Raw genomic sequence first — 23,851 nt, 5'->3', positions numbered from 1 at the left:
GAGTCAGGTAGAACAGGCATGTTGCTAAAAGGTGCTTTTTTAAAATATAAAAGATAAGGAAGATTGTGATGAGCAATGTATATAAAAAAACAGACGTTATCTTAATTGGGGCCGGAGTGATGAGCGCAACGTTGGGATCTTTACTAAAAGAGTTAGCGCCGGAATGGGAAATCAAAGTATTTGAGAAACTCGCAGATGCAGGAGAAGAAAGCTCGAATGAATGGAATAACGCAGGGACTGGCCATGCTGCACTGTGCGAGTTGAACTATACATCTGAACAAGCTGACGGATCTATAGATATTACGAAAGCAGTGCGGATTAATGAACAGTTTCAGCTTTCAAGACAGTTTTGGTCATATCTTGTAAGCAGTAATTTAATTCATCATCCGCAAGAGTTTATTATGCCAATCCCTCATATGAGTTTCGTACAAGGAGAAAAGAACGTATCCTTTTTGAAAAAACGTTTTGAAGCGTTATCAAATAATCCATTGTTTCAAGGGATGGAATATTCAGATCGTCCTGAAAAGCTAAAAGAATGGATGCCGCTTGTTATGAAAGGCCGGACATCGACTGAAGCAATTGCGGCAACCAAAATCGACTCAGGGACAGACGTGAACTTTGGAGCTTTAACTCGTATGTTGTTTACACATTTAAAAAGTAAAAGGGTAGAAATAAACTATAACCACAGCGTTGAAAATCTGACACGTACCGCAGACGGCTCGTGGGAAGTAAAAGTACATGATATTCATACCGGCAAACAGGAATATCACACGGCGAACTTTGTTTTTATCGGAGGAGGAGGCGGAAGTCTGTCTTTACTCCAAAAAACGGGTATTCCTGAGTCCAAACATATTGGAGGGTTTCCGGTAAGCGGATTATTTATGGTATGCAATAACCCCGAAGTTGTAGCGCAGCATCACGGGAAAGTGTACGGAAAAGCAAAGGTTGGCGCTCCGCCGATGTCGGTTCCGCACCTTGATACACGCTATATCGCCCGCAAAAAAACACTGCTGTTTGGACCTTTTGCCGGCTTTTCACCAAAGTTCTTAAAAACGGGTTCAAATTTGGATTTAATCAATTCTGTAAAACCGAATAATATCTTAACGATGTTAGCAGCAGGCGTCAAAGAGATGGGCTTAACGAAATACTTGATTCAGCAGGTGCTGTTGTCCGATGAAAAGCGTATGGAAGAACTTCGCGAGTTTATTCCAAACGCAAAAAGCGAAGACTGGGATATCGTCGTAGCGGGTCAGCGTGTACAAGTAATCAAAGATACGGAAGCCGGAGGTAAAGGAACTCTTCAATTCGGTACCGAAGTTGTGAGTTCAGCTGATGGTTCCGTTGCTGCATTGCTCGGGGCTTCGCCAGGTGCTTCGACTGCCGTTCATGTCATGCTTGAAGTGCTGGAAAAGTGTTTCCCGCAGCATATGAAGAAATGGGAATCAAAAATAAAAGAAATGATTCCTTCTTACGGCTTGTCACTGGTAGAAAATCCAGCGCTTTTTAACGAAATTCATGCTTCTACATCACAAACGCTTGATTTAAGTAAAAAAGAACTTGTGTACCGATGATTTTAGGCAGCCTTTGATACGTATACTCTATATTAAAAGAGTCTTTTAGATAGTTAAAGCATTTAAACGACATGTGAAATCTAAAAGAAAAAATGAGGGAGGTTCGTTATATAACGGGCTTCTTTTTATTTATTTCCTTTACTAGCAGAATTTACTTCGTATTCATGATATAATTCTTATTAGTAAGCGTTTACATGTAATGGAGTGAAGAATTGGAAAATAGCTATTTCGAGGAGCCGATAAAAGATGATTCTAACTAATACATCTTTACTAACGAAAGAACAAACGATTTTTAACCATACAGGGAATAAAATTAAATTAGAAGACAGAGAGATTGATATTGTTGCTCGATTTGAAGAGCCTCTTGTTCTAGTTTTAGGAAATGTCCTAAGTAACGAAGAATGTGACGAACTTATACAGCTATCCAAAGATAAAATGCAGCGATCAAAAATTGGTGCTGCACGTGAAGTAAACAGTATTCGAACGAGCAGCGGCATGTTTTTTGAAGAAAGCGAAAACGAGCTTGTACATCAAATCGAAAGACGACTTTCTAAAATCATGGGACCATCTATTGAATATGCTGAAGGTCTTCAAGTTTTAAAATACTTGCCTGACCAAGAATACAAAGCACATCACGATTATTTCACTTCTGCAAGTAAAGCATCTAAAAACAACCGTATTAGTACATTGGTTATGTACTTAAACGATGTCGAAGAAGGAGGAGAAACTTATTTTCCTAAGCTAGGTCTTTCCGTATCTCCGACAAAAGGAATGGCCGTGTACTTTGAATATTTTTATAGTGACGCTGAACTTAATGACCGTACTCTCCACGGGGGAGCTCCTGTTATAAAAGGAGAAAAGTGGGTCGCTACCCAGTGGATGCGCAAACAAAAAATTCGATCGTAAAAACAAAGGTTTGAAGAGCCCTATTAGCTATTGTTAATGAGGGCTCTTATTTATGTTACAAAAAAATAGCAATCGTGTTAGCCAGTTATTATATTGAAATATTCACACTTATTCTATTTGTGCGGCTATTCCTTATTCTTATAAGGCGGTAGACGATAAATGTATTTGTAGTGTAAAATATCCTCATGATTAAAAATCTGGATACACTAAAACGAAAAATGTGTTCGTGAAATAAAAATAAAATAGATGCTATTTAAAAGAATAACTTTAAAACAGGTAACCAATTTTTATAACAGTCGCACGAAAAAACTCGTGAAAGGTATTTTCACGAGTTTTTGTTTTTAGGTGATCTACACTATTTATAAAATCATTTTACTTTTATATAGTAGATAGGGAACGTGTTAAAGGAGGGCCCGGGTTTTGAAAGAAATAAAAGCAATTATTTGCACGATGCTTGCGATGTTTATGTTGCTTCTTACTGGATGCAGCGATGAGCAGGCAAGTCATTCAAGCACATCTTCTGCCGATACAAAACAAGCAGTTCAAGTAGAAGATTCATCAGATCAAGAAGAAGATCATAGTCCTTCTAAAGCAAATCGTGAAGATGTAGTAGGTGAGGCGGCTACGGTAGAAAGAGTAGTGGACGGTGATACGCTTAAAGTGAAAATGCTGAACGGAAAGAGAGATCGCGTGCGATTACTTCTTGTTGATACCCCCGAAACAAAGCATCCCAAACTAGGCGTACAGCCCTTTGGTCCAGAAGCATCTGCTTACACAAAAAAAAGGCTAGAAGGACAGGAAATCACCCTTGAATTTGATGTGCAAGAGCGTGATCAATATGGCCGGTTACTTGCGTATGTATGGATAGACAATGAGCTGTATAATGAAGAGCTGCTAGCAAAAGGGCTAGCCCGCGTAGCAGTATTTCCTCCTAACACAAAGTACGTAGATGAATTTAAGAAAATCCAGGAGCAGGCTCGAAAAAGCGAAAAAGGAATCTGGAGCATTGAAAACTATGCCCAGGAAAAAGGGTATAATACGGATGCTGTAAAAAATCAGTCCTCTTCTAAACAAAAGGATACTCAGTCTGCCAAAAGCTGTGAAGGTAAAATAAAAGGAAATCAGAACTCTAAAATTTATCACGTGCCAACTGGGGCGCACTACAATCAAACCATGAACCACGTCATTTGGTTTTGTACCGAAAAAGATGCGCAAGAAGCAGGATACAAAAAAGCAAAAAACTAATAAAGAAATTCAGTAACTGCTGAATTTCTTTTTTTTTTGAGTTAAGTAAGTATTTGTATAGGAGTGGCTAAATACCATCCAACAAAGAGCGACCAATCCGTATAAGAAGACGCAGGGGCCATATGAGCAGCTGAGGCACTTGTAAAAGAATTTATGCTAAAAATTCCCATCCACTTACCGTAGTATCTTTCTGCTGACGGTGTTTTTTCATAGTCATCATCCATTCATTTGAAAATATACATTAATTATACAATGAAAGGAAGATTAGCAGTTAATTTTTTCTTTCTTTTCTTTTTCGTGTTAAAGTAGATAGGTAAGAAGGTTTGCTACAAATAACGCAAGCGAAGAGAATAAAGGGAGTTTGAAAATCGTGAAAATAAGGAAAGCAAGAAAAGAAGATGCTTCTGCTGTAACGGAATTACTTTATGACATGCTTGGCAGTATTGCACGCTCTCATACGGCGGCTACAACGAATGAAGAAGCGCTTTTAAGACTTAAAGCGTTTATTCTGTCTGAGAAGAATCGCTATAGCTATCATCATATTACAATCGCAGAAGTCGAGGAGAAGGTAGTTGGACTTATGCTTTGCTACGAAGGAAGTATGTTACAAACGCTTTATGAACCAGTTAAGCGTTTTGTACGTGCTAAACTTAATAATCCAGCGTGGGAAATTGATATAGAAACTGAACATGGAGATTATTATATTGACTCTCTATGTGTAGATGAAGCTTATCGTGGAAAAGGGATAGGAACGGCTCTTTTAAATGTAGCCAAGCAAGAAGCCAAAAAGCGTAAGATGTTTTTATCGTTAAACGTTGAATATAATAACGTAGAAGCCAAGAAATTGTATCAGCGTATAGGCTTTCAAGAGCATAAAACCATTTTTATTGATAAAAAACCATTTTTTTATATGAAGACTGCCTGAGCATCTTTACGGTAGTATTTTTTGTGATAAAATGGATATATAAGTAAAATAATAAGAACCAACAGCTCAGCACTTTTGCTGAGCTTTCCTGTAAATCGCGTAAACGTATCAAAATGGAAAGAATCCTACATCCAATGGACCATAAGCAAGCGGTCATGAAAGTATGTTTGCTGATGTGCCACATGAAAGGAGCGTGCATGAACATCAGAGATCTTCCGTTTAATATGAGTTATCGATTTAATGAACAGCTTCGAGAAGTTCCGGTTAACCCACACCAAATGAAGCAGGGAATTATCTATTTAAAGAAACGAGCTCTTGAAGAAGAGGATGAGTGTGCCGCTGCTAAAACATATGGACATATTGGTGTATATGAGCGCATACTTGGAGAATTAACGAGCAGTGAAAGACATCTGCTGCTGGCCATTTATCTATATGACCGGCATGCTGATACAATAGGTGAATTTTTGAATACGATCCGACTTGGACATACATATCACTGGCAAGAACAGTGGGATAAAGCGAATGAAACGTTTCAGCTACTCATTGAACAATTAAAAGCAGATGAAGACCTTCACATATATGAAGACTTTGTCTATCAGCATTATGGAAAATGTTTACTTGATCAGCGGGTTGTTTCCAGAGCACATCACTATTTTCAACGTGCGTTAGAAATTCGATTGAAAAAAGGCGATAAAGAATTGATTGAGTCAACTAATTCCTGTATCCGTCTTTGTTTAAATAAATTAAAACATTCCTAGTATACATAAAAGATAAATGACTCATAGCCGTGGTTACACATAATGCATAAACTTTCCGTTTGACAAACGTATTTGAACATATTATAGTCATACATGGCAATTTAAGAATACGTAATATAAAAACTACACATAAGCGTCTCTTCTCTTTTGGAGAAGGGACTTTTTTATGTGAATTTTTATGACGAGGAGGTTTAATCGATGAGTAAAACAGTAAAAGATGTCATCTTTTTATTAATAGGTTCGTTTGTATTTTCACTTGCAGTTAACATGTTCGTCATTCCAATAGGACTAGGTGAAGGCGGCGTTACGGGTATATCAATTATTTTATATTATACAACGCATCTTTCAACGGGCAGCACTAACTTTATTTTAAACGGTATCTTGCTTATCGTAGGGTATAAATTTTTAGAGAAAAAAACCATCGTCTATACGATGATTACGATTATCGCTACATCTATTTTTCTTCACGTAACTGAAGGTTGGGGTCTTCATCTTCATGAAGAGCTCATTGGCATGGTTTTTGCCGGTGTACTGCTAGGCGTTGGAATTGGGATGATTTTACGAGTTGGTGGAACAACAGCAGGTTCAGCCATTATTGCTCGAATTCTAAATAAGTTTTTAAACTGGAAAGTCAGTCATGCACTTTTAATAGTTGATTTACTAGTGGTATTGGCTTCTTATTTTATTATTGGAATCGAAAAGCTACTATTTACGATCGTCATGCTTTATATTACAACAAAAGTAATTGACTTTGTTATTGAAGGGTTTGATGCCAAAAAGGCCGTTACCGTTATTTCAAGCAACAAAAATGAAGTAGCAGATCAAATCAATGAACAGCTTGATCGCGGAGTAACGATTCTAAACGGTCGAGGGAACTATACAAAAGAATCAAAAGAAATCTTGTATGTGGTCATTAATAAACAAGAGCTCATTAAGCTTAAAAAGCTGATTAAAAAAATTGATGATGAAGCATTTGTGATTGTACACGATGTACGAGATGTAATTGGAAAAGGCTTTTTAAGCGCATAAAGCTGTGGTTCTTGGCAATTTTTTCTGACGTTGGTGTTCTCCGAAAAAGTATGATATAAGTGTGTCTAGAGACAATTCAATATACGAAAGGGAGAACCCATATGCGTAATAAAAGGCATGTAAAACGTCTTCTTCAACGTCGAATTCGTTCTTTACGATACGTTGTCTTGATTTTATTTACGATACTGATCTTAAAATACGTTAGTGAAATTATGTAACTTTTTTATATGAGTTTTATCGTTCATTTGGAGTGCTTTTTCTTTTAAATTAGTAAACCAATTTGTATAATAGGTTTTAAGAAGGAGGAGTTCCATGAGCATTCCCAAACCATTAGTTCAGCTTAATCAACTCTTTATCGTTATAACGGTTTTGATCGCTTTACTTGCGGCAAAATGGCTTTTACTTTTGCCTTTTCTCATTGGAGTAGTCACACTTGCAACAAAGCGTAATCCCGTAATTATGGCAGGGAAAAAGCTTCTCAAAAAGCCTGCTTCTTCTTATCAAATGGAAGACCGGGATCAGCAGCTTTTTAACCAATGGATTGCAACGATATGTATGGGGGTTGCTTTCATTTCATTTTTAATGGGCTATACGCTTGTCGGCTATGTATTTAGTATAATGGTGATTCTTGCTGCTGGTGTAGCGCTAATGGGATATTGTATAGGCTGCACGATTCGTTATCGATATATGATGTGGAAATATAAAAGAAAAAAACACGCTGCATAAACAAAGCCTCGAGAAGGCTTTGTTTTTTTTATGCTCATTTGTATGCGTTATCAATAAATTTTAATCATCATAAAGGGTGAAAACAACTGTTAGAGCGCCTATATCCTTTAAAAACCTTTGTTGACAAAGTAAGGTAAACAAATTAAACTTTTTATGATAATAATAATCGTTACGATTTAAAAGGAGGAAGTTATAGTTAGAAACCGTACATAAAAGAAAGATTGTTTTGAATAAAGGAGGGGTTTATATGAGAAAAAGGATAAGTTTGCTATGCTTAACGCTTGCTGCGATAGGTCTGCTAGCGGCATGTTCGAGTAACTCTGCGAGTACCGAAGAAAAGAGCAAAAAGAAATCACTTACTTTTGTATCGAATTTTCCAAGTGACACGCTCGATCCACAGTTAAATTATACAACTGTACGAGCCGGTATTGCCGAAACGTTAGTAAAAGTTAATGAGCAATTACAGACTGAACCGTGGCTTTCAAAAAAGTGGAAAACAGAAGATGATGGGACGACCTGGGTATTTGAGATTAGAGACGGGATTACGTTTCAAAATGGCAAGGATCTAAATGCTGAAGCCGTGAAACATTCGTTAGAAAGAACGATAAAAGAAAGCGAAGCAATGAAAAGTGCACTTAAAATTAAAGAAATGAAAGCCAGTGGCCAAATCTTAACCATTACAACAACAGAGCCGCTTGCCACGCTGCCTTCTGAACTTGTTCATCCAAACACAGCAATTATTGATGTAGATGCTCCAGATACAAAAAGTAAACCCGTGGGAACAGGGCCATTTAAAGTAGCTTCGTTTAAACCGGATAATGAAATGAAAGTAAAAAAATATAAAGAATACTGGGGTGGGGAACCAAAATTGGATGAAGTTGTGTTAACATTTAATGATGATGAAAATGCACGAACGTCCGCTTTGCAATCAGGTGAAGCCGATATTGTGTACCGTCCGGCTATTGAAAGCTTAAACACGTTAAAAAAAGATTCTTCTATTGTAGTAGATGTACAGCCGAGCCTGAGAAATCAAATGCTTTTTTATAATTCAAGGCAAGAAGCGTTTAAAGATAAAAATGTGAGAAAAGCGTTTGATGTATTATTAAATCCAAAAGATGTTGTCGATACAGCGCTTGCAGGTCAAGGATCCCCAGCAAATGGTCCATTTTTAAAGAGTTTAGATTTTTCGAACGATCAAAAAACGAAAATCTATGGACCAAGTGAAGCTCAAACATATTTAGAAAAAGCCGGTTATATACTCAAGGATGGAAAAGCAATAAAAAATGGAAAACAGCTTTCCTTTAAGCTTGTTACATACCCTTATCGTCCAGAACTGCCTTTAATGTCACAAATGCTTCAGTCAGAAGCAAAAAAGATTGGTGTGAAAATAGACATTCAACAAGTGGAAAATATGGACGAGTATATGACAACAAAAAATGATTGGGGAATCGTTACATATAGTCTAGTAACCGCGCCGCGAGGAGATGCAGGATATTTCTTTAATGCTCTTTACATGGAGGGAGGAGCATTTAATGTAGGTCATTTTCATGAACCAGCATTAACTTCCATTATCAATAAACTCAATAAAACAGTTGATCAAAAACAGCGCAATGAGTTAGCAAGACAAGCCGGAGAAATAGTAGAAAAAGAAACGCTCCACTCTTCGATTGTTCATCCGAATAATTTTGCGGCCTATAGAGACAATGTGAAAAATTGGGTCACAACTAAAAGTGAATACTATGTGATAACAAAGGATTTAGATGTGAAATAGATATGAAATTAATTGGTAAAAGAATAATAGAATTACTCATTTTTTTAGTTATCCTATCGTTTCTCAGCTTTGTTTTGATGAAGCTGGCTCCAGGAGACCCAGTTAAGCAAATGCTCCGTGTAGATGACGTGGCAGTTTCTGAGGAACAAATAAATAGTTTGCGAACAGAGCTAGGGTTTAATGAACCTGTATATATTCAATATGTAAAGTGGCTGAAGCGCTTTTTTCAGTTTGATTTAGGGTCTTCGTATATGACAAAAGAGCCTGTCATCGATGAATTAGCCGAGAAGTTTCCGGCTACGCTGCGCTTGACGGCTGCATCTTTGGTTGTGATGCTGTTAATAGCTGTGCCACTCGGCACGCTGTCAGCACTATACTCGAATAAATGGATTGATTATCTCAGCAGAAGTATTTCCTTAATTGGAGCGTCTATTCCAAGCTTTTGGCTCGGCCTTTTGTTTATACAGCTGTTCTCTGTACGTCTTCAATGGCTTCCTTCGATGGGGACAGGCACAGCGGCTCATCTTGTACTGCCTTCTTTAACACTCGGTTTTGCCATGTCCGCTGTGTATATGCGAATGATTAGAGCTAGTCTGCTAGAAGGACTGAAACAAGATTTTGTACGATCCGCTCGAGCAAGAGGAATCAGTGAAAGCCGCATTTTTATTTTCCACGCGTTCCGGTATAGCTTAACGCCCATCCTTACCATTTTAGGCACGAGCTTAGGCAGTTTGCTTGGAGGAACGGTCATCATTGAAGTGCTTTTTGCTTATCCTGGCATTGGAAAATTAGTCATTGATGCGATTATGAATCGTGATTATCCTGTGATTCAAGGGTATATTTTGTGGATGGGCCTGTTTGTTGTTTTAATTAATTCATTTGTGGATTTGAGCTACAAATATGTAAATCCCCAGCTCTATGTAAAGGGAGGGGATAAAACGTGAAAAAGCCGCAGCTTCCTTTTGTAGTGATAAGCGTGTGTGGTATTGCGCTTATTTTATTTTGTCTGTTTGGAAGTCAGCTAACACCGATGGATCCCACACAAGTTAATATGCAAGATCGGCTTCAAAAATCCACCGGTGATCACTGGTTAGGAACTGATCACTTAGGCAGAGATCTCTTTTCACGAATCGTGGCTGGAGCTCAGACCACAATTGGAACTAGCTTTCTTGTCTTAGCTCTTTCTCTTTTGATTGGAGTACCTGTTGGCTTAGTTTCAGCGTATATTGGAGGGAAAATAGACCGCTTTTTAATGAGAATTGTAGACGCTTTTTTAGCTTTTCCTGACTATATTGCAGCCATCGTCTTAAGCGGACTGTTAGGGCCTGGATTATTTAACTTAATTGCTGCGATGGTTATTGTAAAGTGGGTTGGTTATGCAAGGGTAGTGCGCAGTATTGTGCTTCAAGAAAAGTCAAAAGAATATGTGCTGGTCGCTAAATTAAACGGAGTGGGAACACTACCTTTAATCCTGCGCCACTTTCTTCCTCATGTGGGAGGACATATTCTTGTTCTTGCTACGCTGGATATAGGGAAAATTATTTTAATGATGGCTTCATTATCCTATATTGGACTAGGGACTCAGCCGCCTACTCCGGAATGGGGAACGATGCTAAATGAAGGCAGGGCCTACTTTTACAATGCTCCGCAGTTAATGTTGATACCAGGCGTGGCCATTATTTTATTTGTGCTGGCGTTTACAGCTTTAGGTGAATATATTCGAGGGAAATATCAAGTTAATCAGTAAAAGAGGTGATCGTCATCGTTTTAGAAATAAAGCATCTAGCCATTCATAATAAAACAAAACAAATCGTAAAAGACGTTTCTTTTACAATCGAGCAAGGACAGTGGATGGCGCTCGTTGGAGAAAGCGGAAGCGGTAAAAGTATCACTGCTGCTTCGATAGGAGGACTGCTGCCTTCAGGTGTAACGCTTAAAGGAGGATCTATTATATTTAAGCAGGAAGGATATGCGCCTATCCTTGGAAAAGATATTTCGTATATCTTTCAAGATTATCGAAGCGCCTTTACTCCTTTTTTAACAATTGGAAAGCAGTTTGATGAAACGATTCGTACACATAGTAAGCTTGCTAAAAAAGACAGGACTGCTGCCATTTTTCAGGCTCTAAAAGCTGTGAATTTACCTAATGAACGCGTGTATAAAAGCTATGCTTCTCAGCTGAGCGGAGGACAGCTTCAGCGAGCAGCGATTGCTTTAGCACTGGTGATGAAGCCTGCCTTGATTATTGCAGATGAACCAACCACGGCTTTAGATAGCGTGTCAGCAGCTGAAGTTCTTCAGCTGCTGCATAAGCTGAAAGAAGCAACAGGCTGTGCCATTTTGTTTATTACCCATGATTTGCGTCATGTGCGGAAATATGCAGACCGAGCAGCCATTATGTTAGCAGGAGAGATCGTGGAAGAAAACAGTATCGAATCTCTGTTTCACGCTCCGCATCACTTTTATACAAAAAAACTGTTTAACGCCATTCCTTCTTTACAGAAAACGCCTGATCGATTGTTAGATATGCAGAAAAAAGTGTTGATATAGGAGTGAGATATGAAAGAAAAAAGTATATTACACGTCACGCAGCTGGTGAAACAGTATAAAGACGTTAAAGCACTAAATAATGTTTCCTTGCATATCGATAAAGGAGAATGTGTAGGGATTGTTGGAGAAAGTGGAAGCGGAAAAAGTACGCTTGTAAAAAGTGTGCTAAGGTTAACAGAGATTCAGCAGGGAGAAGTATGGTTTGCAGAGAAACCTCTTCACCGGTTAAAAGGAAAAAAACTGCAGCAAGCTCGTCTAGGTATGCAAGTTGTATTTCAAAACCCCGCGGCTTCTTTTAATCCAAAAGTAAAAATCATCGATTCTTTGCTCGAGCCTTTACGGCAGCAGCGAACCGTTCCTTCATTTTTATCTCATGTGAGCAGAAACGAAAAAGAACTCGCTTTTTATTTGTTAGAAACAGTCGGGATTAGCGCAGAATATGCGTTGAATTATCCTCATGAACTCAGCGGTGGACAGCTTCAGCGTGTAGCGATTGCGCGTGCCATTAGCGTAGGTCCGTCTCTGATGCTATTAGACGAACCAACAGCGAGTCTTGACGTTACAGTACAGGCAAAAATTTTAAATTTATTAAAAGATTTGCAGGAGACGTTTCAGCTATCTTATTTGTTTATTTCGCATGATTTAGCGGCAGTGAAATTTATGAGCAGTCGCATGATGGTTATGCAGCAAGGCGAGGTTATCGATCAATTTGACCGTGCAAATCTATTTGATAAAAACAGGCATCCCTACACAAAAAAGCTTGTGCGTTTATTTGAATAGAGAGTAAAGCTCTTCGTTTAATATACTAAACGAAGAGCTTTTTTATAAATGAGAATGAGACAAAGTCAGGGACGCGCCGGGGGAGTATGCATATGTATAAAATGATAGCCTGCTTGGCAAAGCATGACAAAACTAATGCTGAGTACAACGAGAGGAATTAGCTTGTTTTTCCCTCGTTCTTCATATAGTCCGGCTGCGCTTAAAAGGAAGCCAATAGCAGCTAAAGGAGGAGAGGCGCGAAAGAATAAATCTGCAGTGGTAAACGCTTGGTTTGTATATTTATAATAAAAAAATAGACCTGTAATCAATAAAAATAGTCCAATCCAAAACAGCGTAAGTTTTCCAAAAAGGGTTTTAGGCACTGCGATTTCACTCCTTTTTTCAGTCAAGTACCATAAAATACTAGCATAAAACGTTCTAGTTTGCATTAGAGAAAAAGAACGTGAATTATACAATATGTGTAAAAAAACAGGTTTGAAGTAGGAGGAGATGAGGTATTCAAAGCGCTTCATGTAAAAAAATACATATCGTTGGATCTGTTGGAAGTGGAAAAACAACTCTTGCCCGTTTATTATCCCATGAATTAAAAGTTCCTCACTACGAACTTAATAACATTATGTGGGAACGAACATATGAAGGAGATAAAAGAAGAAGTGAAACGGATAGAAAAAAGTGTTTACATCATATTGCAGCTTCAAAAGAATGGATTATAGAAGGCTTATACTATACGTGGGTGAATGAAATTTTTAATAGAGCTGACCTTATTATTTTTCTCGACATCCATTATCTAAAAAGAATATGATTTATTATAAAAAGGTATGTTCTGCAAAAAGCTAAAATAGAAAAAGCAAATTATGCACGGACGTTTTCTATTTTCATTAAAATGTTTCAGTGGAATGCGGATTTCGAAAAGCAAAGTAAACCTGAAATTTTGCATATCCTTCGTACGTCATATAACGATAAACTTATAATAGTGAAAAAGAGAGAAGAGATAGAGCACCTTATATCGTAAGAAAACGCCGCTCAGTTGATGAGCGGCGTTTTTTGACTTTTATTCTATCAACATAGAAGCGCCTTTTTTTTCACAAGCTTTTGCAAGGTTTTTGAGCAGCTGATTAAGAAACTCTTCGTCCATTTTAAGCCACTCTTCTTTTTGCAGCCCTTCTACGATATAGGAAGAGAAAACCCACACGTCGTTTTTGATGGCAGAGCGATTTGTTTCAGCGATTACGGTTAATGCCTTGATGACAGCAGACATCACGGAAACATCTTCTTTCCCATAATGGCGAATTTGGTAGAATGCTTTGTACAAATAATCCATAAAAGAAGGTTTTTCTAGCATGACGCGAATGCACCCTTCTTCATCGTAATAACAAGGAGAAGAAGAATAGCTTTTTCCAAGTTTAATAAACACTTGCGTGAGCTGTTCAATGCAGTTAATGGCTGTTTCAGGATCATTAATAGCGGGTGAAATAGCTCTTAATGCAATTTCACTCAGCTTTTGAATCCCTAACTTCACATCTTGAATCGATTCTTGATCATTTGTAATAAACAAACAATGAAGAAATTTTTCGTGTTCTAATGATTGATCGTGATGGATCACGCTTAGCAGAGGTGTGTCTTCTTCGACATACTCACCGGGTGCTTTTTCAAGTTTCACAATAACGTTATATTTAGATGCTAGTGTAGTTAAATGCTTGAGTTCAATATAGTGGATATATCCTTGTTTGTTACTTTTAATTTGCAGCGTGTTTTCACTATCAAAATTAAGCTGTTCTTCATTTTTTGATTGAGGTGATTTTTGCTGTTCTAGTTGTCGTTCTTCAATGGTTAGCATCGTTTTTTTGGCAATGTTTGAAATTAAGTTGCCGACTTTAATCCAGTTAATAACATGATGAATTAAAAATACAAACATACCTAGACAAATGAAAGCTACCAAAATGGCTAGTGAAGGCACAATGAAAGTGTTGCTGACTTGATTGCTTCGAACTTGAATAAGTAGTACAAGCACGTACACATACCCACCGATAAAAGTGCCAAGCACGCGCTGAGTTTTGGCATCTGTATTAAAATTTTGAATCGTTCTAGGAGAAAACTGACCTACAAACGTAGTCAGTACCACTAAAACAGAAGAAAACGTAATCGTCGTCATCGTTAATAAGGAATTTGATACTGAACTCAAAATAGTATGAGCAAGCTCTTTATCCGTTAGAAACACGGAAGGAACTAATTTTAACCATTGTTTATGAGCTGTTAAATATCGATCTAAAAATGTACTAATAGTGGCTAAAACAAAAGCAACAATTCCATATAAAGAAGGAGTGATCCAAAAATTAGCTTTTATTCGGTTTTGCTGTAGATTTATTGACATAACGAAATCTCCCGTATCATGATTTAATAAGTTCGGCCTTCTTTTAGCATGGAGAAAAAAGTTAGTCATACTTATCCACCTATTATTACCCGCATCTGCATGTAAAAAACTTCTTTAAGAAAAGTTTTATCATTCATTTGTAAGGGGTAGAGATCAAAAAGGAGGGGAGAGCCGTGGCATTTGATTATTCACTTGACTTTGAGCATATCGATTTTAGAAAACATCCTGAAAAGTATAGAGTAGGAAAAGGAGAACAAGGAGTTCTCCTTGTGGAGCCGTATAAAAGTGAAATTCTTCCTCATTGGCGTTTTCGAACACCTGAAATTGCTGAGGAATCCGCGGACGCCATTTATCAGCTTTTTTTAACCTATAAAGAAAAAAGCGATTTTGTTGGAATGGACATGGCCCGGAAATTTCTCCAAATGGGATATACGCGATCCAGGCGCTACGCGAACTACAAAGGCGGAAAGAAATATAGCAAAGACGGAGAGCGTAATGAACGGCAAATTGATGAACAAAAAGCAAAATCGGCGGCTATTTTTATGAAAAAATGGAAGGAGGTACGAGAGAATAAAGAGTACTTGACATTTAAAAAAGAGCATCAAAAAAAGTACGGATAATCAGCTGTTATCCGTACTTTTTTCCTTTGTTATTTCGATTCGTTTAATATGGTGATGTTCAATATCAATGACTTTAAATGAAAAACTTTCGTTTGTGATGCTGTCACCTTTAGCAAGATCAAACTTTTCGGTCAGCATCCAGCCGCCAATGGTATCAACGTCTTCTTGCTCAATATTTGTTCCGAGTAAGTCATTTACTTCTTCAATCAACACCTTCGCATCGAGTACGTAGTGATTGTCACTAATTTTGTGTACGTCCGGTATTTCATCATCATCAAATTCATCACGAATTTCACCAACAATTTCTTCTAAAATGTCTTCTACCGTTACAAGCCCTGTTGTTCCTCCGTACTCGTCTATTAAGATGGCCATGTGAATTCTGTCTTTTTGAATTTTAAGCAATAAGTCGTAAATGGCGATGGAATCAATGACTTGAATGATGGGTTTCATATACGTTTGCACGGTACGTGGTTTAATATCATCTTCTTTTATGTAATCCGCTAATATTTCTTTAATATTAACTAATCCCACCACTTGATCTTTGTTTCCATCTACAACTACTGGATAGCGAGTATATTGCTCTACTCTAGCCATTTTTAAGAATTCTTCTATCGTTTCATCTGCTGATACGCTAACAATTTCCGTACGAGGCACCATGATTTCTTTAGCCGTACGATTATCAAATTCAAAAATATTATTCATGAACTTAAATTCCGATTGATTAATTTCACCGCTCTCATAGCTTTCAGATAAAATAATTCTAAGTTCTTCTTCACTATGAGCTACTTCGTTTTCAGAAGCTGGCTTCAGGCCGAATAATCCGACAACGCCTCTTGCTGAGTGGTTTAAAAGCCAAATAAACGGATAAAGTAACTTAGAAAAAAGAATAAGAGGACGGGAAAATAGCAGCGTCACTTGTTCGGCTTTTTGAATCGCCACTGTTTTGGGCGCAAGTTCTCCAGCTACCACATTTAAAAATGTGACAACCGAAAAAGCAAGAACAAAAGATATGACATGCGAAAGTGATGTAGCAAAAGGAAGCATGTCAATAAGCGGTTCTAATAAATGACCTACCGTAGGTTCACCTATCCAGCCTAGACCCAGTGCGGTAACCGTAATGCCCAGCTGTGTGGCTGAAAGATAACCATCTAAATTTGATACTACTTTTTTTGCTGCTAAAGCGTTCCGGTTTCCTTCTTCAATTAACTGGTCGATTCTAGTCGACCGTACCCTAATGACGGCAAATTCCGTTGCAACAAAAAAGGCTGTTAATATAATTAATACGATGAATAAAATGACATTTACTGTTTCCAAATTTATCTCCTTACCCCGTTGAAACGGATAAGGGAACACCTCCCTTATAAAAGTTTGATGAGCTGATTTATATGGTAAATAAAGAATATCATGTATACTGTTCCCTTAATGTCCGTAGAAATAAACTTACCGAAAAGAAAGAGCACTTTTTAATAACCCACAACATTTTTTGGCACAAAAAGCGTAAACTAAACACTATAAAATAAATGAAAAGAGATAACGTGATACCTTTAAAAGGATGTAAATAGAAGTAGGAGTCGATTGTTTTCATGGAATTTTTTCTGACGATATTAGTCTTATTGGCTTTGATTGGTCTATCTAATATCATTAATCATTTTGTACCATTTATTCCTGTTCCATTAGTTCAAATAGCTTTGGGAGCAGGGCTTGCTATCTTGCCATTTGGTGGAGATGTACATTTAGAGCCTGATTTATTTTTTATTTTATTTATTGCCCCGCTATTATTTAATGATGGGAAAAACGTGTCAAGAGCTGCTCTTTGGAAGCTTCGTACACCTATTTTATTACTAGCGCTGGGACTGGTTTTTGTAACGGTGGCAGTAGGGGGATATTTAATCAATTGGCTGATCCCTTCCATTCCGTTACCGGCGGCATTTGCACTAGCCGCTATTTTGTCCCCAACAGATGTAGTGGCTGTTGGAGCTATGGCGAGCCGAGTAAAGCTGCCTAAGCGAATTATGCATTTGCTGGAAGGCGAAGGGCTGATGAATGATGCCTCTGGTCTTGTAGCGTTTCAAGTAGCAGTAGCTGCTACCGTAACGGGCGTCTTTTCGATAGTAGATGCTACATTTCAGTTCCTTTGGGTAGCGCTGGGCGGTTTGTTTGTAGGAGCATTTATCGCTTTTTTGATTATCAGACTGCGTGTACTTGTTCGACGTTTAGGAATGGAAGATATTACGATTCATATGTTAATACAAATTCTAACTCCATTTGTTGTCTTCTACATTGCTGAACATTTTCATTTATCAGGAATCTTGGCAGTTGTAGCAGGCGGCATTGTGCATGCGATTGAGCGCGACCGAGAAGAATCACCTAATCAGCAGCTTAAAGTAGTATCAAAAAGTACTTGGACGGTTATTTTATATTTGTTAAATGGCTTGGTGTTTGTACTGCTTGGCCTGCAAATACCTAAAGTGGCGAAAGCAATTATTCAAGATCCAAACTTTAATAATGGACAAGTGCTTCTTTATATTTTGATTATTACTGTCTTTTTGCTTGTACTACGATTTATTTGGGTGATGGTGTCATGGTCAGTAGGCTGGTATTACAAAAATAACAAGCATCTAAAACCTGAGCCTCGTTCTATTGGCATTATTACGGTTTCAGGTGTACGAGGAGCGGTTACGTTAGCCGGAGCATTTTCGATTCCATATACGCTTGATAACGGCAGTGATTTTCCGGAACGCTCTCTGATTATTTTTCTAGCAGCAGGCGTTATATTGTTAACCCTAGTTGCGGCAAGTATTCTTTTACCTCTCATTGCGAAAACAGAAAAGGCGCCGAAGAAGCCTGAGCGCAATACAAAAGAGGTTAAAGCACGCATTAAAGTGCACAAAGCTGCTATTCAGCGGTTAAAAAGAGAAATGACCGAGGAAAATCGTGGAGCAGCCCTTTCGTTAATTTCAACGTATAATACAACGATTAATAATATCATCGTTAAAACTCATCCTTTAGAAGCCTCTGAAAACAAACAGTATGAAGAAGAAATTCGATTGCTGGCTCTTCAGGCCAAGGGGAAATTGGTGGAAAAGCTATTAAAAGAGGAAAAAATAGAACGTGAGACAGCGTATATTTGTTTGGAACATACGCACAAGCTTGAAATGGCTGTAACCAATCGTGTAAGGTACAAATTATTGGTGAGCTGGATGAGGTTTAAAAAAGTTTTATTATTACTAGTCCGAATTTTTTCACCGAATAAGCAGGCGTTAAGAAAACAAAGCTTGCGAAGAAGAAGCAAAGTGAACAAAGTACGTATTCAAATGATTGAAGAAGCGATAAAGGTCATTAAAGAAAATATGAACGAAGAAAATCGAATGATTTCACTTGCTATTATTAGCGAATACCATAGGTCCATGGCAAGACTTAGAAAAGAGAGTACGGAGTATAATTCACGCAAACGTAAAAAAACAACGAGAGATTTATGTTATAAAGCGTTTCATACCGAGCGGGAAACGGTGCAAGAACTTTATGAAAAAGGAGAAATCACGCGTGAAATCGCTCATAATATCCGAAAAGATATCGCTTTGCGTGAAGCATTAACAATTGAAGAAAATGGTTATTAAAAAGTCGCAGAGAGTAGTCTCTGCGACTTTTTCTAGTAAGTTTCATTCTATTGCTTTTCAAATAAATAAAGCTTTCCGTTAACAGCAATATCAAACCGAGGCCCTTTAAAGCCGCGTTTTATAAGTTCTTTACGCATAAACTTCATAATGCCTCCGTGGCTGACAATCAGCAAATCGTCTTCTGACTCGGAAATGGCGCGATCTAGCACTGCTGCCACTTTTCTCTTAGTCTCAGCCATATCTTTACGAGCTTGTTTGTTGATGAGTCCGGACGTGCGAAACAGTAATGCCCATAGGATAAAAGGAAGTTTAAATTTTACTGGAATAATAGGCATAGGTATTTCTCTAAGTTCAGGAAGAAGCGTGATCTCTTGTTTATAAATGTGCTTTGCCGTTTTGTGTGCTCGCGGCATATCGCTTGAAAAACAGCGTTTCCATTGGATATTATTCAAATCAGTCTCTCCATACGTAATATCTGATTCATCATATTCCTGAAACCAAGCCACTAGTTCGTCAGTGGATAAGCGGTGGTTTTCTGGAAGACCTTTGTTTACTTTGTAATGACGTACTAATGCTACTTTCATTGTGAAATCTCCTTAAAATCTAAGCGCCAAAAACACTTATTCGGCGCAGCTTGATTTTCTTATTTAATGTTATTTTCATCATGCTGCACCTCCTTTCAAATATTTGTAAAATAAGTATAAAATGGATTAAGAAAATTGTAAATACGGTATAGAAGAAGATTTTGAGATAGAATAACTGGAAAATGAAACCTTTTTATAACATAAAACGTATTACTTATAGATAATTCAAACAAATTGAAATACATATAAAAGGGTGGATTACAATGATGGATACAGAGAGAAAAGTGAACATCAGAGAAGAGTTTGGAATTTTATTTGCACAAGGGGATTTTAAGAAACTTTATGATTGTGTAAGCGAAGAATTTAAACGTCAAGTTTCGCTTCAGCAATTTTTGGAGCAGAGCAAATTGTTTAATCAAGGAGAACAGTTCTACAGACTAGAAACAAATCTCTATTTAACTCCTCAAGTTGAGCAGTTTATTTGGTTAAATTCTACGCAGACAAAATTCATCAGCGTTATGTTTGATGAACATAACATTATACAAGCACTTGTGATTGCTCCTATAGAATCATTTTCAGAGAGAGATCGATGGAGTACAAACAAATATACGATGCCGATTCAAAGTGAATGGTTTGTCTATTGGGGAGGAAAGCATGAGGTGTTGAACTATCACCATCCAGTCGAAAACCAAAGGTATGCGTATGATTTAGTCGTGAGAAAAGGAAAGCAAAGCTATAAAAATGATGGAATGAAAAACGAAGATTACTATGCCTATGGAAAAAAAGTTGTAGCGCCGCTTGAAGGAGTCGTTATCACAGCAGTTGATGGTCAAGAAGATAATGAAATTGGACATACGAATAAAAAAAATCCTTTAGGAAATCACGTTATCATTGAGCATGAAGGAAAAGAATACAGTGTGCTTGCGCATTTGAAGAAAGGATCGGTTTCTGTGAAAAAAGGAGACGTGGTTCGTAAAGGAACGCTGCTCGGAAGGTGTGGAAATTCCGGGAATTCATCCGAACCCCACATTCATTTTCACGTCATGGATGCCTCTGACATCGAAACGTCAAAAAGTTTGCGAATTCGGTTTCATGCGGCCGTTGAACCGATTCGCGGAGATACGGTTATTCCATTTTTTAATTGATTAAAAAGCCATAGCGTTTGCTGTGGCTTTTTATGCAAGGCTTTCCTCAAATATAAAGTCAAGCAGCCGTTGAAACAAGTAAAGGATAATAGCTACGGTAGTCATGACAAGGAAAAGTCCAAAATGACTGATATCATACAGATTATAAAGCCCGATTTTAGCGAGAAAAGGAACAATAACATAACCATGAATCAAATCTAAAATAACGTTAACAATTATGTACAAGATAAATCCGGGATACGTAAGGTAAAAGACAAAGATCGTAATCACAATATGAAGGCAATAAATCGTTGCTCCCATGTTAGTAAGAAAAAATACGTTTTCTTGAACCGTCCACCAGTGCATTTTTTCCGCTACTTGATAGGCGATTGTCATCGTTAATGCAGCAAATAACCCTACAGTAAAAAATCGTTTAACACGCTGTTTATCAAGCAACAGCAGTAAAAACCATGGAATAACAAGAATCCCCCATAATATAATTTGATTCATTCATCTTCCCACCTTTTATTTATCAGTAGTTCTTAGTGTAAGAAAGAATTGTAAAAATATACGTTCTATAAAGAAAACGTTTACAATCAGGTTGCTTCTCTATATACTAAATCTTGAATACTTGTATACAAGTTGGCTAAGGAAGTGATGACACATTAAAAAGGTAACCTACCCGGAAAGATGGCTTCGCGGAGCGTCGCTGGGAGAACAAGTTGTAAGCAAATTAAGAATTCAAATTATGAGCGGCGAGCTGAAGAAAGGAGCCATACTATCGGAAAATCAGCTCTCGGCAGAATTTGCAATGAGTCGATCTCCTATAAGAGAAGCGCTGCGAACCCTTTCAAACGAAGGACTCATTGATTTACAGCGAATGGGAGCAGTTGTTATTGGTTTAACAGCTAGGGATTTAAACGAGCTGTACGATGTTCGTCTGCTTTTAGAACATTTTGTCCTAGAACGTTTATCTGAAGTCAACCATGATTCGCTTATTAAAAAGCTTGAGCAAAGCATTGATCAAATGAACATGGCAGCTAAATACGATGACTATGTAGAGTTTGCTTATCAAGATTTGCGGTTTCATGAGCTCGTGATTATCGAAGCAGACCACAAGCGGATATTAAAATTGTGGGAAAGCATCCGTGAAATTATTTTAGCTGCTCTTTTAATTACCACTGAAAAAAGATTTCAAGATGATAAAGCAGCTGTGCTCCCACTGATAAAGCAGCATCATGAAATGATTAAAGCATTAAAGTCTCAAAATACAGAACGTATTCAAGATGAAGTGAAGCGTCACTTTGAAGACACGCGAAATACGATAACAGCTTCACTTTTGAATGAAGCATAAAAAAGGATAAAAGATTTAAAATGTTTTTGGATCTTCTTATCTTCAACCTGTCGACAAGTATACAAGGGGGATGGAAAAATGAAAGCAGGTGTCTACGTTTCAGAAACAAAAGCCGTTATGCAGCAAAAAGCGAAACCGGTTATAAAAGAAGGAGAAGCGCTTGTAAAGGTATCTCATGCTGGAATTTGCGGAACGGATATGATGATTTATTTTGGAAAACACCCTAGAGCAAAAGCGCCACTTATTATGGGACATGAATTCAGCGGAGTTATAGAAGAGATCCGAGGGGAAACGGAATTTTCTTTAGGTGACCGCGTAGCAGTTGAGCCTACGCTTAGCTGCAGAACGTGCGAAGCCTGTGTAAGAGGACAGTTTCATGTTTGTAAGAAGTTAAAACTAATCGGCATTGATCAAGATGGAGGGTTCGCGGAGTACGTGGCTGTTCCAGTGAACCGCCTTCACCTCTTGCCAGAGAAACTGTCTAGCCCGCATGCAGCTCTTGCAGAACCTGTAGCGGTTGCCGTACACACAGTACGACGCTCGCGGTTGAAAATAGGGGACCAAGCTGTCATTTTAGGGGCAGGACCTATTGGACTGCTGATCGGGATGATTGCGAAACGAGCAGGAGCAAAAAAAGTAATGATCTCAGATATTAGTTCTTATCGCTTAACTAAAGCGAAAGAACTTGGCTTTATACCAATTGATGCAGCGAAAAAAGACGTCGTAAAAGAAGTGTGCTTGCTTACGAATGACGTCGGTGCAGACGTTGTATTTGAAGTAGCCGGAAATCAAATTACAGCAAAACAAATGGTTGAAACAAGCCGTATTCAAGGAGAGATTGTGGTGGTAAGCGTATACAAAAACGCTCCAGAAGTAGATTTAGCAGCGATGCACTTTAAAGAAATTTCATTAACTACAACGAGATGTTATACAAAGGAAGATTTTCAGACGGCTATTGATTTACTGGCAAACGGTGAAATAGCAGCAGATTCTTTAATTTCTCATAAACTGCAGCTTGAAGATATTCAAGCAGGGTTTGAGTTTATGCAGCGGCCTGATGAATCACTTAAGGTTTTATTTGCACCAAATGGAGAGGAGAATGAACAATGACAGTAGATTTATTTTCTTTAGATGGTAAAGTAGCAGCGATTACGGGAGCAACAAGAGGAATTGGAAGATCAATGGCGATTGCTTTGGCAGAAGCAGGTTCGGATATCGCTCTTCTGCAGCGATCAAAGGAATTTCTTGGAGTAAAAGAAGAAATTGAACGTCTCGGAAGAAAATGTTTTATTGTTAATTGTGATCTAGAAAATGCTTCTGAAGTAAGCGAAGCGATCTCATCGGTTGTTGCTTATTTTGGAAAGCTCGATATTTTAGTGAACAACGCTGGCATTCAAAGACGTTCACCCGCTGTAGACTTTCCAGAGGAAGATTGGGATGCTGTTATGAATGTCAATTTAAAAACCGTATGGTTGTTATGTCAGCAGGCGGGCCGCCAAATGCTTAAACAAGGAAGCGGAAAAATCATTAATATGGCATCTTTGCTTTCTTACCAAGGAGGTATTACCGTTCCGGCCTATGCTGCAGCAAAAGGCGGAGTTGCTCAGCTTACAAAGGCTTTATCTAATGAATGGGCAGCAAAAGGCGTAAATGTTAATGGAATTGTACCAGGGTATATTGCTACTGATATGAATGAAGCACTTATTAACGATAAAACGCGCAGCAGACAAATCATTGAACGTATTCCCGCAGGCAGATGGGGGCAAGCAGATGATTTTAAAGGAGCGGTTGTCTTTTTAGCATCTGATGCATCTGCCTATATTCATGGGCACTTACTTGCTATAGACGGAGGCTGGCTAGGAAGATAACGCATGAATGAACGAATTTTTTCATATCATGAACAAACTTAATTAAAAGGAG

23 protein-coding genes are annotated in these 23,851 nt (G+C 38.0%); 18 read left to right on the top strand and 5 right to left on the bottom strand.

Translation table 11 applies throughout. The annotated features are described in order from the left end of the window. The first annotated feature begins 68 nt into the window (after positions 1-68). From OK414_RS15510 to OK414_RS15455, 12 genes are all read left to right on the top strand, one after another. The gene (locus OK414_RS15510) at positions 69-1,571 is read left to right on the top strand and encodes a malate:quinone oxidoreductase (RefSeq protein WP_095379400.1); all 1,503 of its coding nucleotides are present in this window, start codon (positions 69-71) and stop codon (positions 1,569-1,571) included. A 246-nt stretch (positions 1,572-1,817) separates the two neighbouring features. Next, entirely contained in the window at positions 1,818-2,477 is a 660-nt protein-coding gene (locus tag OK414_RS15505) for a 2OG-Fe(II) oxygenase (protein WP_013057538.1), read from the top strand. 420 nt (positions 2,478-2,897) lie between these two features. After that, complete coding sequence (locus OK414_RS15500) at positions 2,898-3,722, top strand: thermonuclease family protein (protein WP_034651036.1); 825 nt, start codon at positions 2,898-2,900, stop codon at positions 3,720-3,722. 370 nt (positions 3,723-4,092) lie between these two features. Continuing rightward, a complete protein-coding gene (locus tag OK414_RS15495) occupies positions 4,093-4,647 on the top strand; it encodes a GNAT family N-acetyltransferase (protein WP_016764587.1) in 555 nt (184 codons plus the stop codon). 197 nt (positions 4,648-4,844) lie between these two features. Further along, positions 4,845-5,405, top strand: a complete 561-nt coding sequence (locus OK414_RS15490; protein WP_034651039.1) for a hypothetical protein — start codon at positions 4,845-4,847, stop codon at positions 5,403-5,405. Between the two features lie 198 nt (positions 5,406-5,603). Further along, positions 5,604-6,434, top strand: coding sequence for a YitT family protein (locus OK414_RS15485; RefSeq protein ID WP_221788631.1), 831 nt, complete (start codon positions 5,604-5,606; stop codon positions 6,432-6,434). Between the two features lie 312 nt (positions 6,435-6,746). Beyond that, positions 6,747-7,160, top strand: a complete 414-nt coding sequence (locus OK414_RS15480) for a DUF4395 domain-containing protein (RefSeq protein WP_034651044.1) — start codon at positions 6,747-6,749, stop codon at positions 7,158-7,160. Between the two features lie 247 nt (positions 7,161-7,407). After that, complete coding sequence (gene nikA / locus OK414_RS15475; protein WP_263045186.1) at positions 7,408-8,931, top strand: nickel ABC transporter substrate-binding protein; 1,524 nt, start codon at positions 7,408-7,410, stop codon at positions 8,929-8,931. 2 nt (positions 8,932-8,933) lie between these two features. Then, complete coding sequence (nikB, locus tag OK414_RS15470; protein WP_034651050.1) at positions 8,934-9,875, top strand: nickel ABC transporter permease; 942 nt, start codon at positions 8,934-8,936, stop codon at positions 9,873-9,875. Continuing rightward, positions 9,872-10,678: a nickel transporter permease gene (gene nikC / locus OK414_RS15465; protein ID WP_034651053.1), complete on the top strand. Its 807-nt coding sequence runs from the start codon at positions 9,872-9,874 to the stop codon at positions 10,676-10,678. Before nikB ends, nikC begins: the two co-directional genes overlap by 4 nt. A 5-nt stretch (positions 10,679-10,683) precedes the next feature. Then, positions 10,684-11,481, top strand: a complete 798-nt coding sequence (locus OK414_RS15460; protein WP_016764580.1) for an ABC transporter ATP-binding protein — start codon at positions 10,684-10,686, stop codon at positions 11,479-11,481. A gap of 9 nt (positions 11,482-11,490) precedes the next feature. Then, positions 11,491-12,261, top strand: coding sequence for an ABC transporter ATP-binding protein (locus tag OK414_RS15455; RefSeq protein WP_263045185.1), 771 nt, complete (start codon positions 11,491-11,493; stop codon positions 12,259-12,261). 65 nt (positions 12,262-12,326) lie between these two features. Here OK414_RS15455 and OK414_RS15450 read toward each other — a convergent pair whose 3' ends face one another. After that, positions 12,327-12,623 carry a hypothetical protein gene (locus OK414_RS15450; RefSeq protein ID WP_263045184.1) on the bottom strand — a complete coding sequence of 99 codons (297 nt, stop codon included), beginning with the start codon at positions 12,621-12,623 and terminating at the stop codon, positions 12,327-12,329. Between the two features lie 689 nt (positions 12,624-13,312). After that, positions 13,313-14,701, bottom strand: a complete 1,389-nt coding sequence (locus OK414_RS15440; protein WP_263045183.1) for a DUF2254 domain-containing protein — start codon at positions 14,699-14,701, stop codon at positions 13,313-13,315. Positions 14,702-14,805: 104 nt separating this feature from the next. On the opposite strand from OK414_RS15440, the gene OK414_RS15435 reads away from it, so the two are divergent. After that, complete coding sequence (locus tag OK414_RS15435; protein WP_013083648.1) at positions 14,806-15,252, top strand: DUF4385 domain-containing protein; 447 nt, start codon at positions 14,806-14,808, stop codon at positions 15,250-15,252. Here the strand turns inward: OK414_RS15435 and OK414_RS15430 are convergent, their stop codons facing one another. Next, a complete protein-coding gene (locus OK414_RS15430) occupies positions 15,253-16,566 on the bottom strand; it encodes a hemolysin family protein (RefSeq protein ID WP_047931841.1) in 1,314 nt (437 codons plus the stop codon). A gap of 269 nt (positions 16,567-16,835) precedes the next feature. On the opposite strand from OK414_RS15430, the gene OK414_RS15425 reads away from it, so the two are divergent. Further along, on the top strand, positions 16,836-18,869 hold the full coding sequence (locus tag OK414_RS15425) for a Na+/H+ antiporter (RefSeq protein ID WP_016764576.1): 2,034 nt from the start codon (positions 16,836-16,838) through the stop codon (positions 18,867-18,869). Positions 18,870-18,916: 47 nt separating this feature from the next. Here the strand turns inward: OK414_RS15425 and OK414_RS15420 are convergent, their stop codons facing one another. Next, positions 18,917-19,453 carry a histidine phosphatase family protein gene (locus tag OK414_RS15420; RefSeq protein WP_097825112.1) on the bottom strand — a complete coding sequence of 179 codons (537 nt, stop codon included), beginning with the start codon at positions 19,451-19,453 and terminating at the stop codon, positions 18,917-18,919. 263 nt (positions 19,454-19,716) lie between these two features. On the opposite strand from OK414_RS15420, the gene OK414_RS15415 reads away from it, so the two are divergent. Then, positions 19,717-20,598, top strand: coding sequence for a M23 family metallopeptidase (locus OK414_RS15415; RefSeq protein WP_095379409.1), 882 nt, complete (start codon positions 19,717-19,719; stop codon positions 20,596-20,598). Positions 20,599-20,628: 30 nt separating this feature from the next. On the opposite strand, the gene OK414_RS15410 is transcribed toward OK414_RS15415, so the two are convergent. Beyond that, positions 20,629-21,087 carry a hypothetical protein gene (locus tag OK414_RS15410; protein WP_263045182.1) on the bottom strand — a complete coding sequence of 153 codons (459 nt, stop codon included), beginning with the start codon at positions 21,085-21,087 and terminating at the stop codon, positions 20,629-20,631. A 199-nt stretch (positions 21,088-21,286) separates the two neighbouring features. Between OK414_RS15410 and OK414_RS15405 the strand changes: the two genes are divergently transcribed. From OK414_RS15405 to OK414_RS15395, 3 genes are all read left to right on the top strand, one after another. Continuing rightward, positions 21,287-21,931, top strand: coding sequence for a GntR family transcriptional regulator (locus OK414_RS15405; protein WP_263045362.1), 645 nt, complete (start codon positions 21,287-21,289; stop codon positions 21,929-21,931). Between the two features lie 78 nt (positions 21,932-22,009). Then, the gene (locus OK414_RS15400) at positions 22,010-23,041 is read left to right on the top strand and encodes a zinc-dependent alcohol dehydrogenase (protein ID WP_263045181.1); all 1,032 of its coding nucleotides are present in this window, start codon (positions 22,010-22,012) and stop codon (positions 23,039-23,041) included. Further along, on the top strand, positions 23,038-23,799 hold the full coding sequence (locus OK414_RS15395; RefSeq protein ID WP_263045180.1) for an SDR family oxidoreductase: 762 nt from the start codon (positions 23,038-23,040) through the stop codon (positions 23,797-23,799). The genes OK414_RS15400 and OK414_RS15395 overlap by 4 nt, the downstream gene beginning before the upstream one ends. Positions 23,800-23,851 lie beyond the last annotated feature (52 nt).

This window comes from Priestia sp. JV24 (assembly GCF_025910025.1).
Lineage (GTDB): Bacteria > Bacillota > Bacilli > Bacillales > Bacillaceae_H > Priestia > Priestia megaterium.
Note: the sequence above shows the minus strand (reverse complement) of the source record. Positions and strands in the feature narration are given on the sequence as shown.

What these genes read in the sequence shown, in the direction of transcription:
- OK414_RS15510 (WP_095379400.1), top strand. Translation starts at nt 69, where the DNA reads ATGAGCAATGTATATAAAAAAACAGACGTTATCTTAATTGGGGCCGGA.
- OK414_RS15505 (WP_013057538.1), top strand. Translation starts at nt 1,818, where the DNA reads ATGATTCTAACTAATACATCTTTACTAACGAAAGAACAAACGATTTTT.
- OK414_RS15490 (WP_034651039.1), top strand. Translation starts at nt 4,845, where the DNA reads ATGAACATCAGAGATCTTCCGTTTAATATGAGTTATCGATTTAATGAA.
- OK414_RS15485 (WP_221788631.1), top strand. Translation starts at nt 5,604, where the DNA reads ATGAGTAAAACAGTAAAAGATGTCATCTTTTTATTAATAGGTTCGTTT.
- OK414_RS15480 (WP_034651044.1), top strand. Translation starts at nt 6,747, where the DNA reads ATGAGCATTCCCAAACCATTAGTTCAGCTTAATCAACTCTTTATCGTT.
- nikA (WP_263045186.1), top strand. Translation starts at nt 7,408, where the DNA reads ATGAGAAAAAGGATAAGTTTGCTATGCTTAACGCTTGCTGCGATAGGT.
- nikB (WP_034651050.1), top strand. Translation starts at nt 8,934, where the DNA reads ATGAAATTAATTGGTAAAAGAATAATAGAATTACTCATTTTTTTAGTT.
- OK414_RS15455 (WP_263045185.1), top strand. Translation starts at nt 11,491, where the DNA reads ATGAAAGAAAAAAGTATATTACACGTCACGCAGCTGGTGAAACAGTAT.
- OK414_RS15440 (WP_263045183.1), bottom strand. Translation starts at nt 14,701, where the DNA reads ATGACTAACTTTTTTCTCCATGCTAAAAGAAGGCCGAACTTATTAAAT.
- OK414_RS15425 (WP_016764576.1), top strand. Translation starts at nt 16,836, where the DNA reads ATGGAATTTTTTCTGACGATATTAGTCTTATTGGCTTTGATTGGTCTA.
- OK414_RS15420 (WP_097825112.1), bottom strand. Translation starts at nt 19,453, where the DNA reads ATGAAAGTAGCATTAGTACGTCATTACAAAGTAAACAAAGGTCTTCCA.
- OK414_RS15415 (WP_095379409.1), top strand. Translation starts at nt 19,717, where the DNA reads ATGATGGATACAGAGAGAAAAGTGAACATCAGAGAAGAGTTTGGAATT.
- OK414_RS15410 (WP_263045182.1), bottom strand. Translation starts at nt 21,087, where the DNA reads ATGAATCAAATTATATTATGGGGGATTCTTGTTATTCCATGGTTTTTA.
- OK414_RS15400 (WP_263045181.1), top strand. Translation starts at nt 22,010, where the DNA reads ATGAAAGCAGGTGTCTACGTTTCAGAAACAAAAGCCGTTATGCAGCAA.
- OK414_RS15395 (WP_263045180.1), top strand. Translation starts at nt 23,038, where the DNA reads ATGACAGTAGATTTATTTTCTTTAGATGGTAAAGTAGCAGCGATTACG.